Origin of the sequence: Sphingobium sp. WTD-1 (assembly GCF_030128825.1) — a bacterium.
Classification (GTDB): Bacteria; Pseudomonadota; Alphaproteobacteria; order Sphingomonadales; family Sphingomonadaceae; genus Sphingobium.
Genome location: NZ_CP119127.1, coordinates 4,724,616 through 4,741,543, shown reverse-complemented (window position 1 = coordinate 4,741,543; position 16,928 = coordinate 4,724,616). Strand labels below are relative to the sequence as shown.

The window sequence follows — 16,928 nt, the reverse complement described above, 5'->3', positions numbered from 1 at the left end:
TCTCTGAGCGCGACAGACGCATTTCAACAGGGCTTCACGCATGACCACTTTCGACGACCGCGAGCGCGCATTTGAAAATATGTTCGCGCACGACCAGGAGATGCAGTTCCGCATCCAGGCGCGCCGCAACCGCCTGCTGGGCGAGTGGGCGGCCGCGAAGATGGGCCTGACGCCTGAGGAAACCGACGCCTATGCCAAGGCTGTCGTGCAGGCCGATTTCGAGGAAGCGGGCGACGAGGACGTCATCCGCAAGCTGCTGGGCGACATGACCCAGGCGGGCCTTGAGGTGGATGAGGCCGGCGTGCGCACCGCGCTCGACGAGCAGGCGGTGATCGCCCGCCGCATGTTCATCGAAGCGCAGTAAGGCAGGTATCGCCATGCCGATGGCAGCAGACGATATTGCCGAGATGATCAAGACCGCGATCCCGGATGCGCAGGTCGAGATTACCGACTTGGCCGGCGACGGCGATCATTATGCGGCGAAGGTCGTGTCCGAAAGCTTTCGGGGCATGACCCGCGTGGCGCAGCAGCGCGCCGTCTATGCGGCGCTGGGCGGACGCATGGGCGGGGTGCTCCATGCCTTGCAACTGACCACCGCCGTTCCCAACTAACCGCCATAGCGACATTTGCGTCCCGCCGCGCGGCGACGCCAGACAAAGAATTGGACCCAGTGAAATGACCGACGCCGTGCAGCAGCGGATCGCCGACATCGTCAACGGCAATGACGTGGTGCTCTTCATGAAGGGCACGCCGCTCTTCCCCCAGTGCGGCTTTTCCAGCCGCGCGATCGCGATCCTGGAGCATCTGGGCGTGAATTACGAGACGGTCGACGTGCTGCAGGACCAGGCGGTCCGCCAGGGCATCAAGGCCTTCTCCGACTGGCCGACCATTCCCCAGCTCTATGTGAAGGGCGAATTTGTCGGCGGCAGCGACATCATGATGGAAATGTATGAGGCTGGCGAACTGCAGCAGTTGATGACCGACAACGGCGTCGCTGCGGCGAACTGATCCCCGTTTCAGGATGAGAGAGTAAGGGGCGGTCCGCTGGTCGGGCCGCCCTTTTTCTTTTGGGGCTCAGGCGCTGCGGGCGATGGCGGTGAGGGCGGCGACCAGCGCATCCAGCTCGGCGATCGACGTATAGAGCTGGGGCGTGACGCGCACGCCCTGCACCGTGCCGCGATCGATCGCGACGGTGTAGATGCCATATCTGTCCATCAACATCGCCGCGAGCTGTGCCGGGGCGATGCCCTCCACACCGACATTGGCGATGGCGCAGGTCCGCGCCGGGTCAGCGGGCGTGTTGAGCCGGATATTGGGCAGGACACTCACCTTGCTGGTCCAATAGCTTTGCAGATGGCGCAGCCGGGCGAGCTTGCGCGATGCGCCGATCGTTTCGTGGAAGGCGATGGCGGTCGCGAGCGTCAGGTCGCTGTGGATCGGGTGGGTGCCGCGATGGTTGAGCTTGCGGATATCGTCGTCCGCCATGCTGGCATCGCCGAACATCGGCCATAACGCCGGTATGCGATCGCGCCGCACCCAGAGCAGGCCAAGGCCGAGCGGCGCCGACAGCCATTTGTGCAGCGACGCGCCATAATAGTCGCAGCCCAGATCCGGAATGGCGAAGTCGAGATGAGCAAAGCTGTGGGCGCCGTCGACCATCACCGGCACGCCGCGTTCCTGCGCCATCGCACAGATCGCCTTGACCGGCAGCACCTGGCCGGTGCCGCCGACAATGTGGGATACCATCAGCAGGCGGGTGCGATCGGTCAGGGCGGCGCTATAGACGTCGATGATCTCGGCATCGTTTTTCGGGTGGAGCGGCACCTCGACGATGCGGTTGACCATGCCATGGCGCCGCGCCTGCAAGGCGAACATGTCGATCATCGACCCATAATCCTGGGTCGCCATCACCGCCTCGTCGCCCGGTTTCCAGTCGATGCCGTTGATGATGGTGTCGAGCGATTCCGTGGTGTTGCGGGTGACGACCAGTTCCTCGACCGGGCAGCCGGCCAGCCGCGCGACCTGACCACGGACCTTCAGCACATCGGCCTCGAGCTTCGTGCGCATATAATGTGACGCCTCGCCATTGATCGCCCGGACATTCGCGAAATGGGCGTCGAGGATGGTATCGGGCTGGAAGCAGTAGAAGCCATTCTCCAGATTGATGAAGCGATTGTCGGTCCGGTAATGGGCGCGGAGCGCGGCCCAGAAGGGCTCGTTTCGTGCCAGATCGGCTGGTGGTTGAGCGAGGGCTTGCGCCATGCTGCCTTTGCTCAGCATCAGGCTCATGGCGGCCGTGGCACTTATTTTGAGCATGTCCCGCTTGTTCATCGCGCCGTCCCCTTCGTCATGCATAACGAATGAAGCGGAGCGATCCGCGCGGCAAGAAGGAGGAGGAGGGCCACCGGGTGGGGGATGCCGGCGGAGACCGTGCCGGCATCCCCCGGGTAGTTGAACGGTGGGAATGCACGGGGAGAAGCAGGCGTCGTGCCAATTGTGTTGATTGGCGAAAATAAGGGCGTGATGAAGGTTAATGACGCATGGCCCATCAATCCCATTGTAAGCCTGATCGACATTTTTTGGAATTGCAGCGAACATCGTCGCTCGCGCACTGCAATATAGGGTTCGGGCTAAATATACTGAAAATATGGATGATTATCGATGGTACAGTGATATCATAATGTGATGGCTAAATAAATTTACCAAATATGTAATATGAGCATCGTTTTTTATGGAGTTGTGTCATATTATTTGTTCAGGCATTGTTGGATGCTGAAGATCATGGCGAAGCTTGGGGTGAGTCATGGTTGGAAAATGAGGCTTTAGCACGGTTGGGGTTCTGTGCGAGTGTCAATGATAACAGGCTCAATGAGGAACGAAAATCTTTGGTGTAAGCCGAAGCTTTTAGGGCTGGTCATTGCGTTCAACAGTGCATCGATCATTCCAGCCTGGTGCCAGGATCGATTGGTCGTTCCCCCCAATCCCAATCCCTTCTCAGCGCCGGCGACGAATGATCCGGTACTCGCCTTGATCGACCAAACCAGCAGCGGCGCCTTTTTCCGTTCGGAAGTGGCGGCTGCGGTCCGGAACAATGCATTGATCGAGGAAGGGCGCGCTGGTGAGCATGAGGCCGAGGCTGCCCGTGTTCAGGCCCGATCGGCCCTGTTCCCGTCCGTGGACCTCAGTGTTGACGCCAACCGGTCGCTCGCACGCAATTTTTCTGATGATCCCGACAATGTGATCGAAAGGGCGCGTCCCAGAGGGCGTACAGATGCCATCGCATCCGTGCGCCAACGGTTGCTCGATTTTGGAACGGCATCCAATCGGATCGGGGCGGGAACGGCGAGGGTGGAAGCGGCCCGTTCGACCACGCAGGGCTATGGGCAGGATGTTGCCATTCGAACAATTACGGCCTGGTATTCGATCCTCGCCCAGCGATGGATGGAGCAGGCGGCAATCGAATATATTGCGCGGCAGCAGCGGTTCCGAACGGCGCTGGAACGGCGCATCGCGCGCGGCTATTCGGCGCGGGGCGACCTGCCTCGCCTCGACAGTTCGATTGCTTCGGTGGAAATGCGTCTTGCGGGCTTTCGTCGTGACCGGGGCAGCGCCGAGGCACAGTATCGATCGCTGACGGGCCATGATGTACCGGCGGAAATTGCGCGTGGGCCGTTGCCATATATCGATATTCGCGATGAAAGCGATGCGCTGGAGGCGCTGGTTCTGCGCTCGCCGGCCGTTCTGCGTGCCGATGCCGAAGCGCGTGCCGCGCGACAGGACGCCCGTGCAGCCCGTGCGGAACGGTTGCCGACCATCGCAGCGGGGCTGGAAGCAAGCCGATACGGCTTGTTCGAAAATCCGGATGATTACGACATTCGTGGGCGTATCATCGTCCGGGCCCAACTGGGGGCCGGGATCAATGCACGGGCGGACCAGGCCACGGCGCGGGCGGACGCCGCAGAGGCCTATGCTGCCCGTGTACGCCAGGAAGCCTTGCGCGACGCCCAAATGGCGCTGGCGGACCTTAAGGGGGTGGAGGCGCAGCTTGTCGCGGCGCAGGCGAGTTATCGAGCCAATCGCGACGCCAGGGATGTCGTTGCAACCCGGTTCGAGGCGCTGGATGGGACGCTCTACGACCTGATATATTCCGAGGACAGCTATTTTCTGGCTCTCACCAGCCTTGTCGAGACCCTGGCGGAACGGGATTTGTCCCGCTTTGCATTGCTGGCGAAAAATGGCCAGTTGCTCGCCGAACTGGGAATAAGCATCGCTCCAGCCGATCGGATGGTGACCCCGTGACCGACCAGCCCCTGCTTGCCGTTGCCAAGGCCCGTTTCGCCCCCTGGCTGATCGAACCGATGCTGCGCAATCGCCGAACCTATATCAAGGTGGCGATCGCGGCAGCGATGATCAATCTGTTCGCATTGGTCTCGTCGCTCTTCACCATGACGGTTTATGACCGGGTGGTCCCCAATGATGCGTCCTCGTCTCTGGTGGGGTTGAGTATCGGCCTGATCATCGTCGTGATATTTGATTTTATACTGCGCCTGCTGCGCGTTTATTTTGTCGATATTGCCGGCGCGAACATCGACTATGAGGTCGGCGATACCCTGTTTGCCAAGATCGTGGCGTTGCGGCTCGATAAGCGTCGCGGGTCGACCGGGACGTTGACCGGTCTGATGCGGGAATTGGAAACGCTGCGCGATTTTTTCGCATCGGCCACTCTCACGGCGTTCATAGATGTACCGTTCATTCTCGTGACGCTGGCCGTGATTGCCATGTTGGGCGGGGTTCTGGTGCTGTTGCCGCTTGCGATGATTCCGATCGTGGTTCTGGCCGGAATCTTCACCAATCCGGCGTTGGACCGGCTGTCAGCCCAAAGCCTGGGCGATGGTCTTGTCAAACAATCGGTGTTGGTTGAAGCGATCGGCAATCTGGAGACAGTCAAGGCCACCAGTGCCGGGCCAATGCTCAATGCGCGCTGGCGCATGGCGCTCAATCGTCATTCCCACAGTTCCCTCAGCCAGCGACTGCTCTCGTCGGTGGCGATCACCATTGCCAGCAGTGCGAACACCATTGCCTATTGTGGTACGATCATCGTCGGTGTCGGATTGTTACGCAGCCACAGCATCACGACGGGCGCATTGCTGGCCTGTTCCGTCCTGTGCGGTCGCGCCATCGCGCCGCTGGCGCAGATTGCCACCTTGCTCTCGCGCCTGTCGAGCACACGTGTCGCCTATCGCCAGATCAATGCGTTGATGGAAACGCCGAGCGAAGGGCCGGAAGGCGATGCGCTGCGACCGTCGGTGCAGGGACGGATCGAATTGCGCAATGTCGGCTTTCGTTATCCCGGAACGCCGGACAAGGCGCTCGACCAACTCAACCTGATGATCGCGCCGGGGGAACGGGTCGGCTTTCTTGGTCGAGTGGGGTCCGGCAAGTCGACGCTCGCCCGCATGGTGCTTGGCCTGTATGAACCGCAGGATGGCGTGGTGATGGTCGACGGGATCGACATACGCCAATTTGATCCCATCCATTTACGCCGGCATATTGGCGCGGCCCTGCAGGACAATGCGCTTCTGGCCGGCTCGGTCCGCGAAAATATCTGTCTTGAGCGCGATCATGTCGATCCGGATGAAATGGTTCGTGTCGCCGAAATCAGTGGCACCCATCGTTTCATGGGGCAGATCACCAATGGCTATGATCTGAAACTGACGGATCGTGGTGACGGTTTGTCAGGCGGACAACGCCAGTCGATTTCGATCGCGCGCGCTCTGGCTGGACGACCGCCAATTCTGATTTTCGACGAGCCCAGCAGCGCGATGGATGCCCAGACCGAATTGGATCTGATTGGCCGGTTGCAGGAGGAAATTCATGGCCGGACCTTCCTGCTCATCACTCATCGCACGCCGTTGCTGCGACTTGTGGATCGGATCATCGTGCTGGAACAGGGGCGGGTCGTGGCGGATGGTCCGCGCGATGCGGTATTGCAGCGGCTGGCGCAGGGCAAGGCGGCATGAAGATGGAGCGCAAAATGGACCCGGTCGCGCCGATTCAGGCGGCGGTTCCGGCCAATATCTTCCTCTGGACGATCGGGGCCTTCCTGCTGATCTTCCTGCTTTGGGCGGGGCTGACGGAAATCGACCGCACCATCCGTGCCGCCGGCAGGGTCATTCCCAGTTCCCAGTTGCAGGTTATTTCGAACCTTGAGGGCGGGATCGTCGAGGCGATCCTCGTGCGGACCGGACAGCAGGTGAAGCAGGGAGCCGAACTGATCCGGCTCAATCCCATCCAGCCCGGTTCCGATCTGGCCGTCAATCGTACCAGCAGCGATGTCCTGTCGCTCAAGACTGCTCGGCTGGAAGCGGAAATGGCAGGACGAGAGCCGGATTTCCCAGCCGCCCGCGATCCTGTCATGGCGAGCCAGATCGCCGTGGAACAGGGGCTGCATCGGTCCCGCATCGCTGAGTTCAGCAGCTTGATGATGGTCAATTCGGCGCGGATCGACCAGGCAAGGCGGGCCGTGCTGGAGGCGGAGGCTGCACAGATGGCCCGCAACTCGGCCCGCGATACCGCCCGCGCAGAGTTGCAACTTGTCCGGCCGCTGGTGCTGGAGGGCATTGAACCGCGCCGATCGTTATTGCAGGCGGAAAATGGATATAATGTCGCAGCCGCCGATGCGGCTGCGGCGGCGGCTGCTCTTGCGCGATCGCAGGCGGCGGTGGCCGAGGCGCAGGCCAGCGCCGCGCAGGACAAGCGCGATTGGTTCGCCCGGACCGCCGGCGAACTGACGGCGGCGCGTGGCGAAGCGGCAGCGCGGCAGGCGGCATTGCCGGCCTATGAATATAAGCTGGAACGCACGATTGTGCGGGCGCCGATGGATGGGCGGATCAATCGTGTCTTCGCGACGACGATCGGTGGCAGCGTCAGGCCCGGCGATCCCCTGCTGGAGATGGTTCCAGGACATGACAATCTGCTGATCGAAATATTGGTCGATGCAAAGGATATTGCATCGGTCCGGCTGGACCAGCGCGCTAAGATCGACATTACGGCCTATGACAGTGCGATTTACGGGTCGATGGATGGTCGGGTGATCGCCATTTCTCCCGATGCCGTCGTCAATGAGCGCACGGGGGAAAGCCACTATTTGGTCCGGGTCCGCACGACGGCCAATGCGATCATGGATCGGAATGGCCGTCGATTGCTGATTGGCCCAGGCATGGGGGCCGAGGTCAAGCTTCTGGGCGATAAGCGCACTGTGCTGGCATATATTCTGACGCCGTTGACGCGGCTGCGCGAGACCGCCTTCCGCGAATGAGCGAATGGATCATCGATCGCGCTGATCCGTTGGATTGCGTGGGTTGTCATCCTCCCGGTTCGGCCTGAGCGGGAGGTCTCAGGGCATCCTATGCGACGGATGCAGTAGACAAAAAGGGGGCGCCCGTTTCATCGGGCGCCCCCTTTTTTTATCGGCTGGTTCGTGTGTCAGATCACGACGAATTCGCTCGCGACCAGCGGTAGTCCGGTGGTGAGCGTTGCGAACTGGATCGCAGCGCCAGCACCATTGCCGTCGGCATCGAAAAACAATGCGCCAGTGCTGCTGTTGTAGATGATCCGGTCGTCCGCATCGTGCGCCGCCGTCCCGACATAGAAGGCGTTGGCGGCCAAGGCCCCCAGAGCTAGGCCGGTGAAGACGGAATCATCCAGCCGGATGGTGTCGTTGGATATCGAATAATCCGTAATCGAATCCACATTTCCACCGCCTAGTGCAGAGTTGAAGACAAAGATATCCGATCCCGACCCGCCCGATAACGTGTCGGCACCAAGGCCACCATTGAGGACATCATTGCCGCCGCCCCCCTGAATGACATTGGCGCCGCTATTGCCGGTGAGGCTATTGTTGTGGCTGTTGCCGCTTGCATTGATCGCTGCGGAGCCCGTCAGGATCAAGGTTTCGACATAGGTGCTCGAAACGCTGTAGCTGACCGAACTGTAGACGGTGTCGCTACCGCCTGTTGAGGTTTCAGTGATGACATCGCCGACATTGTCGACATAATAAATGTCGTTGCCATCGCCGCCGGCCATGGTGTCGCTGCCGGCTTTGCCATTGATGACGTTGGCGCCGCTATTGCCCGTCAGTGTGTCATTATAGGCCGAGCCGATCAGGTTTTCGATATTGGCCAATGTGTCGGTTCCTGCGCCACCGGTCGCCTGGGCGCCGGGCACGGCCAGGCTGACGGTGACGGCGCTGGTTGCGGTATTATAGGCGGCGGTGTCGATGCCGTCATTCCCGTCCAGACTGTCATCGCCGTTGCCGCCATCCAGCGTGTCGTCCCCGCCGAAGCCGTTCAGCACGTCATTGCCATCCAGCCCCATCAGGGTGTTGGCGGCATCGTTGCCGTTGAGCGTTTGCGCCTTGCTGTTGCCGGTTGCTGATATGGCGGCAACGCCCGTCAGGGTCAGGGTCTCGATCGTCCGGTTCGTCAACGAATAGGAAACCGAAGAAAAAACCCGATCGTCAGTGCCGCCGGTAGAGGAGTTTTCGACGACGAGATCGCCGACATTGTCGACATAATAAGTGTCATTCCCGTCCCCGCCCGTCATGGTATCCGCCCCGACTCTGCCGTCCAGGACGTTGTTTCCGGCATCACCCGTCAGCGTGTCATTATAGGCAGAGCCGCTAAGATTTTCGATTCCCGTGAGTGTATCGGTGCCCGCGCCACCGGTCGCTTGCGCGGCGGTGATGGCCAGACTGACGGTGACTGCTGAGGTCGCGCCGCCATAGACAGCCGTATCGATGCCGGTGCCGCCATCGAGCAGATCGTTACCGGCGCCACCATCCAGCATGTCATCGCCGCCCAGGCCAAACAATATGTCATTGCCAGCCAGGCCCGCGAGCCGGTTGATCTCGCCAGATCCCGTGATCTCGTCAGCGGCGCTGCTGCCGACCACATTTTCGATACTCGACAGGCTGATCGGCCCTGAACTGCCGGGCGTATAGGTAAATGTGCCATCGGTCAGGTTGATGGTCGATGTTGCCAGTCCGGTAACTGCGGAGATGTCGAACGTGTCTGAGCCGGCCCCGCCAAGGAAGACTTCGCCATAGCTGCCGGTCCAGCCATTGGCGAGCAGGAAGGTGTCGTTGCCGCCCTCTCCATAGATAAGGTCTGTACCATCGCCGCCATCAAACACGTCGTTACCGTCACCGCCGATCAGCACATCGTTGCCACTGCCGCCGTTGATGACGTCGTTGCCGGCATCGCCATAAATGGTGTCGTTGCCGCTGCCGCCGTTGATGGTGTCGCTTCCGCCTCCGCCATAGATGGTGTCGTTGCCACCATTGCCGTTCAAGACGTTGACGCTGCTGTTACCGGTGATGACGTCATCCAACTGCGTACCGTCGACATTTTCCACGCCCGTAATGGTCCAGGGGCCACCATAGAGCGGATTATACTGCCAACTGCCCGTGTCGAGATTGACGGCAGCGCCATAGGCGGTGGTGATCTGGCTGAGATCGAGCCGATCCGTGCCCGACCCGCCATCGGTATCGTCGCCAAATTCGGTGCTGCTCCCGAACTGGCGGATGATGAAGACATCATTGCCAGCTTCGCCATAGACGGTGTCGGTGTACCAACTGCCATAGATGATGTCGTTGCCAGCCCCGGCGAAGATCAGGTCGGCGCCATCACCACCATCAATGATATCATTGCCGTCGCCGCCGAAGAGGGTGTCGTCGCCACTGCCGCCATCAATGATATCATTGCCGGCCCCCCCATCGATACTGTCGTTGCCGCCATTGCCATTCAGAACATTGACGCCGCTGTTGCCCGTGATGATGTCGCCCAGTTGCGTGCCGTCGACATTTTCCACGCCCGTGATGGTCCAGGGGCCACCATAGAGCGGATTATACTGCCAAGTGCCGGTACCGAGGTTGACGATAGCGCTATAGTCGGTTGCGATCTGGCTGAGGTCGAGCCGATCCGTGCCGGAGCCGCCATCGGTATAATCGCCAAATTCGGTGCCGGCCAGCGATTGGCGGATGACGAATATATCATCACCTGCTTCGCCATAGACGGTGTCGTCCATCCAGCCGCCGTAGATGATGTCGTTGCCGGCCCCGCCATAGATCAAGTCGGCGCCAGAGGCGCCGTCAATGATGTCGTTGCCATCGCCGCCGAGGAGCGTGTCGTCGCCATCGCCGCCGTCCAGCACATCATCGCCCTTGCCGCCGGACAGATAATCGCTGCCGGAGCCACCCGTCAGTGCATTGGCCAGATCGTTGCCGGTGATCGTGTCATTGCCAGATCCACCGATGGCATTTTCGATCATCGAGGCCGTGTTGCCGTTGAACAGCAGGGCATTGAAGATGTTGCCGCGCGCATATTGGCTGGAGCCAAGATAGGCGAGCTGGGCATTGCTGAAAACCGAATAGCCACCGGGATTGAGGTCCAGTGTCAGGTTGGTGCTGTAGTTCGACAGGTCATAGGTGTCGATACCACCGCCATCCCATATGGTGGCGAAGATACGATTGTCGCCCGGATCGATGGCCAGGCCGCCGTTGATATAGGTTTCGCCTGTCGTCGGACTCCAAGTATAGACCGTGTCACCCGATTGAACCGAGTAATCCGCGCCATACATCGTTTGTAGCGCAGCGATGTCGAGCATCATGTAGGTCTGTGGCGCACCCCATTGTTCATAAGTATAGCCCGAGAGCGGGGCGCCGACATAGCTGCGATAGGTCATGACCGAAAATTCGATCGAGTCCCAGGCATAGGGTAGTGCCACATTGGCCGGCCCGCCGGTTTCCTGTCCATGCTTCAGACCGAGCGAATGGCCCAGTTCATGCAGCATGGTGTGCCACGCATAATTGCCCGCGACCGGATTTTTCAGCGTATATATGCTGCTGTCATAATAATTGCCGAAGAAGGTGTCGCCACCATAGATGTTGCTGTTGGGATAATAGGCATAGGCGGTGCTGGGATCGCTTGAATTGGCGGCACGGATGGTCGCGTTGGCGGCGCCGGCGCCCGCATAGTCGATCGTCAGATTTGTGAATCCCTCGATCGAAAAGCCCCAGGCGGCAGCCAACTGCGTATAGGTGGCATTGTTCAACGCCGTGTGCATGGCCAGCGTCTGTTGCGCCGTGAACTGGGAAAAGCCTTCATTCTGGGCGCTGATGCCGTCGCCATCGCCGTCGGAACTGTAGCCGGCTTGATAGTCTGCGGCGGAGTCCACGTCGCTATAGGTGATGCCTGCGGCCCATTTCACGCCGCTCAATATGCCATCGATCTTGGCATCGCCGGTTGCGGCTTGGCTGGCCGTGGTTGATGCGCTGCCATTTTCCTGAGGCTTGTCGAGATCGCCCGCGCTGCCCGTTGTCGTGGCCGGCGGCGTCATCACATCCTGGGGATAGAGCAGCGTGACTTCGCTGCGAATTTGCGCCTCGCGCGAAACTGCCCAGGTTACCGTGCCTGCGTTGGCCGCCTGTTGCTCATCCGCGATGGGTACAGAATAATCGGGGGTCAGCTTCGCTTTTGCCGGGCCCGTTCCAGTAACTTTGAACATACATCCTCCCAAGGGTTAGAGGCTGACACGTTCGCTGTGTCGGTCGGCGACCGTTTATTTTGGCCAAGTAATGTCACTATTTATAATGGATTCCAAGAGAAGTGTTTTCCATTAAAAACATGAACTTAGTTGATTCCGGGTGGCATGGTCATGAAAAGGTTCGAATTTTTAATTGAGGTTATTTTCAATCATGTCTTATTCTTATTTTAGGTTAATGAAAAATAACATTTTTTCTTAATAATGTAACATATTGGAAACGATCATTCGGGTGTTCGATTTGTGCGTTCTGTCGTGCGTCTGCGAGCTTCCTGTGCAAGCGGATGGTCAGGATGGCGCTCGATGAAAAGCAGATAGGCGTCCCGCGTACCCCTTTTTTCTATCGTCCTGAATTCCGATCGGATGGCTTCGTCCGCATCACCGGGAGGGGCCATGATCCCGCCGGTGCCCGGTGGCGCTTTCGTTCCCGAAGGCAGCGGGGGCACCAGGGTGCCTTGCGGCGTTTCGTCCTTCGCGGCGGATGGCGCGGAACCAAGGCAAGCGATCAAAGGTGCCGCGAGCAGGCTAGCGCGGTAAATGGGGGGCATCGGCATCTCCCTGATGGGCGCGATGGCCAAGGGCGCGATCCAGGGCCAGTCGGAGAAGCGGGCTGTAATCGGAGCAGTGTTCCGTGCGACGATGCCCGTACCGGCGCTTATTCTACCATGCCTCGACCAGACCGACAACGGCTGGCCGGTAGATAGGATCATGGAGATTGGCAGTGTTCCTTGCCCCGTGGCATCGCCAACCGGGAAATGAGGCGGGATAGTCCGAGATCATCCGGGATTGTGTGGGACGGAGGAACAGGGAGAAGAAGTGCCGCTCCCCCGTTCACCTCAGCTAGCGAGGCGACGCGGTGACCTAATCCGCGCCCAGTTGAGAGGGGTGAGGCCGCGTTTGCGGTCGCTGTCCCAGCTCATCATTGGCCATGCTTGCGCATGATTGCTCTGCCAATGATGACACGGGGAGAAGAAGAAAGACCCGTGCCCAATTCGATCTTCAAATGCCTCTCAAAACCTCTTAAGAGACCTGTGAGCCGCGCGCCGTTTTGGACGTCCTGCCTAGGCTTTGGCACAAGGCAGCGCGGACATCCCGCACCTGCGAATGAGCATGACCTATCTGACCGCTGGCGAATTTGCCGCTCTGGTAGCGATTACTCCTAGGCATGCACAGCGGGTGCCCGACGGATTTGCCGCGCGGAAATCATGGCAGGGGTCACCGCCGCTGTCCGCAATCTCAGTGCAATCCAGTGTTTTCGACATTTTCGATTGCCGACATGTGGACCATAGAGATTGGCAATGACACGCGGCTGAAGTGGCGCTTTTCCGCCATTTCTTTGAGGATAAATAAAGCTTTGCGGCCATGTTGCCGCTGCCAATCTCAAAAATCCGCCCCACCGGCGCGCCATGCAAGGCTATTGACTACATTCGTAATCGGTGCGACTACATATGTAGTTGGAGAGTCGGAACAAGGTCGGGATCAGGCAGTGAGCGAGAAGATCAGCGAAGCGGAACTGGTGGTGATGGAAGCGCTGTGGGAACAGGCGCCGGCCACCGCCAATGACGTCGCCGATCGCGTCACCGCCGAACGCGACTGGAGCCTGCAGACGGTCAAGACATTGCTGTCGCGGCTGATGGCCAAGGAGGTGATCGCCGCCGACCAGGATGGCCGCCGTTTCCTCTATCGCCCGCTGGTGGCGCGCGAGGATTATGTGGCGAGCGAGTCCGGCCGGCTGGTCAATCGCCTGTTCGGTGGACGCATCTCTCCCTTGGTCGCCCAGCTGGCGAGCCAGGACCAGTTGAGCGCGGATGATATCGCGGAGCTTGAGGAAATCCTGAAGGGGTTGAAATCATGAGCGTCTGGATGGCCGAAACGCTGATCGCCACGACCCTGCTGATGGCGATGGTGATGATGTTGCGACGCCCGGTGGCGCGCTGGCTGGGGGCAGGGGCGGCCTATTGGCTGTGGCTGCTGCCGCTGGCCCGCATGCTGTTGCCGACGCTTCCGCGCGAGGTTGCCGCGCCTTCGCCGCTGCATAATGTCGTGGATCAGGCGGGCTTGCCGGCGCTGCTGGAGATTGCGCCATCGCCCGCGACACAGGCCGCAGAGACGAGCATCCCCTGGCTGGAAATGGCGATCGGCCTGTGGGCGCTGGGCGTCGTGCTGTTCCTGGTCGTGCAGGCGATCGGCTATGCCCGGTTTCGCCGCGACATATTGGCCGGATCGACGCCGCTGGGTGAGGAAGGGCGCATCCGCCTGATCACCAGCCCACAGGCATCGGGGCCGCTCGCCTTCGGTATTTTTCGGCCCTATATTGTCCTGCCGGCCGATTTCGGACTGCGCTATGACGCGCAGGAGCAGGATATGGCGATCGCCCATGAACGCGCCCATCATGAGCGCGGCGATCTGGCCGCCAATATGGTCGCGCTGCTGCTGCTGGCACTGCACTGGTGCAATCCGGTCGCCTGGATCGCCTACCGCGCCTATCGCGCCGATCAGGAAACCGCTTGCGACGCGCGCGTCCTCTCGCTCTACGGCCAGGATCAGGCCCATGCCTATGGCCGCGCCATATTGAAGGCCGCCGGTGGTCGCCAATTTGCCGGCGCCTGCCATCTCACCCGCATCACCACGCTCAAGGGGAGGCTGAAAATGCTTTCGAGCCATGAAACATCATTGAAGCGCATCAGTTGGGGCATGGCTGCCGTCGCCATGGTCGTCGCCACGGGCCTGGCCCTTACCGCGTCGGGCAGCCGCGCCGCGCAGCAGATGGCGGCGATCACCGACAAGGTCGATCAGGCCGATTTCGCCAAGCTGACCAACCTGGTGTCGCAGCCCGTATCGGCGCGCGAGGCCCTGCCGCAGGCCGCACCGGTTCCCGCCGCCGCGCCCATGCCGGCGGCAGCGCCCGCGCCGGTTGCCCATGCCGATCGCGTGCCGCCTGCAGCGCCCGTGCCACCGGTTCCGGCCGCCGACATCGTGCCCCCGGTTCCGCCGGTCCCGCCCGTGCCGCCGGTGACGGTGCGCAGCGAGCCGGGCCGGGTGATCGTCACCCATGCCAATGGCCGGGTCGAAACCCATCGCATCCCGACCGAGGCGGAGATTGCCCGCATGGTGCCGGTGGTCGACGTGCGCGAAGGCTGCGAGGGTGACAAGGTCACCAGCCGTCGCGAATTTGTCGATGCCAATGGCCGCCGCAACATCCGGGTGCGTATCTGTGAGCGGGCGATCGAGGCGCAGGCCCGCAAGGCGGAGCGGATCGCCATGCTGAACGCCCGCGATGCCGAGCGCATGTCCCGCAATGCCGAACGGGCGGGGCGCAATGCCGCGCGCGCCGGGCTCACCGCTGCCCGTGCCCAGATCGCCGCCAGCCGCATGCCGGAAAGCGACCGGGCAGAGGCACTGCGCGACATCGATCAGGAACTGGCCGACCTCGATCGCAACCCGGACTGAGGCTTTTAAACCGCGACCACTTCGGGCAGGATGGCGTCGAGCAGCAACATGCCCGCCGGGCTGACCTGAAGCCGGTTGCCGGTTCGCCAGACCAGCCCCAGATCATTCATCCGGTCGACCGCCCGATCATCCACCAGCGCGTCGATCGGCAGGCCCGACAGGCCGGCGATCCGGGCCAGATCGACCCCTTCGCCCAGACGCAATCCCATCAGCAGCGCCTCGCGCGCCTTGTCCTCGGCCTGCAGCGGCACTTCCTGTTGCAGGCCGTTGCCGTTGCGATCGACCGCGCCCATCCAGTTTTCCGGCTTCTTGTGGCGCAATGTCGCCATGCCGCCGCGGCGGCCATGGGCGCCCGGACCAATGCCGAGATAGTCGCCATAGCGCCAGTAGATGAGGTTATGGCGGCTTTCCTGGCCCGGCCGGGCATGGTTGCTGATTTCGTAGGAAGGGATACCGGCCTGCGCGGTCATCGCCTGGGTCAGCTCATAAAGGGTGGCGCCATGATCTGGGTCGACCGGTTTCAGCTTGCCCTGTGCGGCGAGCGTGGCGAAGCGCGTGCCCGGCTCGATCGTTAACTGATAGAGCGACAAATGGCCGGTGCCGAAGGAGAGGGCGCGCGCCAGCTCCGCTTCCCAGTCCGATTCGCTCTGGCCGGGGCGCGCGTAGATAAGATCAAAGCTGACCCGGTCAAAAATGCGACGAGCCGTGTCGAGTGCGCCCAGCCCCTCATCCACGTCATGGGCACGTCCCAGGAAGGCCAGTGCCTCATTGTCGAGTGCCTGCAGGCCGAGCGACACGCGGTTGATCCCGGCGGCCGCCAGATCGCCGAAACGCGCGGCTTCCACCGAGTTCGGGTTGGCCTCAAGCGTGATCTCTATATCGTTGGAAAAGCCCCAATGTCTTTCCGCCGCCTCGATCAGGGAAGCGGCGATGCGGGGCGGCATCAGCGACGGCGTGCCACCGCCAAAGAAGATCGAACGGAGCGGTCGCCGGCCGGTTTTTTCCGCCTCATGGGCAAGGTCGGCGAGCAATGCAGCCTGCCATGCATCGGTGTCGATCCGGTCGCGCACATGACTGTTAAAATCGCAGTAAGGACACTTCGAAACACAAAATGGCCAATGAACATATAGGCCAAGAGCCTCGGTGAAAGCCGGTGGGGCGAGAAGGACTTCGGGTGACATGAGTGGACATATCTTTAGACGCGTTCAGCGCGGCCCGCTAGCGGCTGCACTGATGCTTTTCGGCGGGATGATCGCAGGGGCGGTCGCACCGGCATCGGCTTCGGTCAATCGCGACGTGTGGAATTATTATAATATCCAGCCGGCGCCGCGGTCCGACGCGATGCTGCGCCAGGTGGTGATGGACGTGCATAATCGCGAGCGCCAGTCGCTGGGCGTGCCCGCGCTGGCCTGGGACGACGGTCTGGCTGCTGACGCCGCCGGTTATGCGCGCCAGATGGTGCATACCAACCAGTTCCGCCATTCGCATGGCGGCGAGCGCGACGAGGAAATCGGCGAAAATCTGTGGATGGGGACGCACCGGGCCTATGGCTATACCGCCATGCTCGACGCCTTCATGGACGAACGCCGTGCCTTCGTGTTCAAGGCCCGCTTCCCCGATGTCAGCACGACCGGCAATTGGGAAGATGTCGGCCACTATACCCAGATGATCTGGCGCGGCACCCGTCGGGTCGGCTGCGCGCTGGGCGAGGGTGCCCAATATGATTATCTGGTCTGCCGCTATTATCCGGCTGGCAATGTCTATGGCATGAGCCCGTTCGACCGCGACTTTGGCGGCTGGCAGGGCTGAGGTTTTCCCAAGCGGATCATTTTTCCTCTCTGTCGATTATGCCTTGAAGCGCAGTCGGCAAAAGGGGG

At 61.1% G+C, this 16,928-nt stretch carries 13 protein-coding genes; 9 read left to right on the top strand and 4 right to left on the bottom strand.

Translation table 11 applies throughout. The features are described from left to right. The first annotated feature begins 40 nt into the window (after window positions 1-40). The 3 genes from N6H05_RS23515 (at window position 41) to grxD (ending at window position 1,008) form a co-directional block, all read left to right on the top strand. A complete protein-coding gene (locus N6H05_RS23515; protein WP_284111914.1) occupies window positions 41-364 on the top strand; it encodes a DUF1476 domain-containing protein in 324 nt (107 codons plus the stop codon). Between the two features lie 13 nt (window positions 365-377). Further along, window positions 378-611 carry a BolA/IbaG family iron-sulfur metabolism protein gene (locus N6H05_RS23510; protein WP_037510601.1) on the top strand — a complete coding sequence of 78 codons (234 nt, stop codon included), beginning with the start codon at window positions 378-380 and terminating at the stop codon, window positions 609-611. 64 nt (window positions 612-675) lie between these two features. After that, window positions 676-1,008, top strand: a complete 333-nt coding sequence (grxD, locus tag N6H05_RS23505) for a Grx4 family monothiol glutaredoxin (protein WP_284111913.1) — start codon at window positions 676-678, stop codon at window positions 1,006-1,008. A gap of 66 nt (window positions 1,009-1,074) precedes the next feature. Here grxD and N6H05_RS23500 read toward each other — a convergent pair whose 3' ends face one another. Next, the gene (locus tag N6H05_RS23500) at window positions 1,075-2,331 is read right to left on the bottom strand and encodes an aminotransferase class V-fold PLP-dependent enzyme (protein WP_284111912.1); all 1,257 of its coding nucleotides are present in this window, start codon (window positions 2,329-2,331) and stop codon (window positions 1,075-1,077) included. A 696-nt stretch (window positions 2,332-3,027) separates the two neighbouring features. Here N6H05_RS23500 and N6H05_RS23495 point away from each other — a divergent pair. The 3 genes from N6H05_RS23495 to N6H05_RS23485 are packed head-to-tail and all read left to right on the top strand — an operon-like array spanning window position 3,028 to window position 7,318. Continuing rightward, window positions 3,028-4,299 (top strand): TolC family protein, encoded by a 1,272-nt coding sequence (locus N6H05_RS23495; RefSeq protein WP_284111911.1) that lies wholly within the window; start codon window positions 3,028-3,030, stop codon window positions 4,297-4,299. Between the two features lie 59 nt (window positions 4,300-4,358). Continuing rightward, the gene (locus N6H05_RS23490) at window positions 4,359-6,020 is read left to right on the top strand and encodes an ATP-binding cassette domain-containing protein (RefSeq protein WP_284114303.1); all 1,662 of its coding nucleotides are present in this window, start codon (window positions 4,359-4,361) and stop codon (window positions 6,018-6,020) included. A gap of 2 nt (window positions 6,021-6,022) precedes the next feature. Then, window positions 6,023-7,318, top strand: coding sequence for an HlyD family type I secretion periplasmic adaptor subunit (locus N6H05_RS23485; RefSeq protein ID WP_284111910.1), 1,296 nt, complete (start codon window positions 6,023-6,025; stop codon window positions 7,316-7,318). 167 nt (window positions 7,319-7,485) lie between these two features. On the opposite strand, the gene N6H05_RS23480 is transcribed toward N6H05_RS23485, so the two are convergent. Together N6H05_RS23480 and N6H05_RS23475 are read right to left on the bottom strand one after the other, a co-directional pair. Beyond that, the gene (locus N6H05_RS23480; RefSeq protein ID WP_284111909.1) at window positions 7,486-11,565 is read right to left on the bottom strand and encodes a M10 family metallopeptidase; all 4,080 of its coding nucleotides are present in this window, start codon (window positions 11,563-11,565) and stop codon (window positions 7,486-7,488) included. Window positions 11,566-11,825: 260 nt separating this feature from the next. Further along, on the bottom strand, window positions 11,826-12,179 hold the full coding sequence (locus N6H05_RS23475; protein ID WP_284111908.1) for a hypothetical protein: 354 nt from the start codon (window positions 12,177-12,179) through the stop codon (window positions 11,826-11,828). A gap of 908 nt (window positions 12,180-13,087) precedes the next feature. Here N6H05_RS23475 and N6H05_RS23470 point away from each other — a divergent pair. Then, window positions 13,088-13,456 (top strand): BlaI/MecI/CopY family transcriptional regulator, encoded by a 369-nt coding sequence (locus N6H05_RS23470; RefSeq protein ID WP_004210924.1) that lies wholly within the window; start codon window positions 13,088-13,090, stop codon window positions 13,454-13,456. Further along, window positions 13,453-15,051: a M56 family metallopeptidase gene (locus tag N6H05_RS23465; protein WP_284111907.1), complete on the top strand. Its 1,599-nt coding sequence runs from the start codon at window positions 13,453-13,455 to the stop codon at window positions 15,049-15,051. Before N6H05_RS23470 ends, N6H05_RS23465 begins: the two co-directional genes overlap by 4 nt. A gap of 5 nt (window positions 15,052-15,056) precedes the next feature. Here N6H05_RS23465 and hemW read toward each other — a convergent pair whose 3' ends face one another. Then, the gene (gene hemW, locus N6H05_RS23460; protein WP_284111906.1) at window positions 15,057-16,232 is read right to left on the bottom strand and encodes a radical SAM family heme chaperone HemW; all 1,176 of its coding nucleotides are present in this window, start codon (window positions 16,230-16,232) and stop codon (window positions 15,057-15,059) included. A gap of 52 nt (window positions 16,233-16,284) precedes the next feature. Here hemW and N6H05_RS23455 point away from each other — a divergent pair, with 52 nt between their 5' ends. Next, window positions 16,285-16,860, top strand: coding sequence for a CAP domain-containing protein (locus N6H05_RS23455; RefSeq protein WP_284111905.1), 576 nt, complete (start codon window positions 16,285-16,287; stop codon window positions 16,858-16,860). Window positions 16,861-16,928 lie beyond the last annotated feature (68 nt).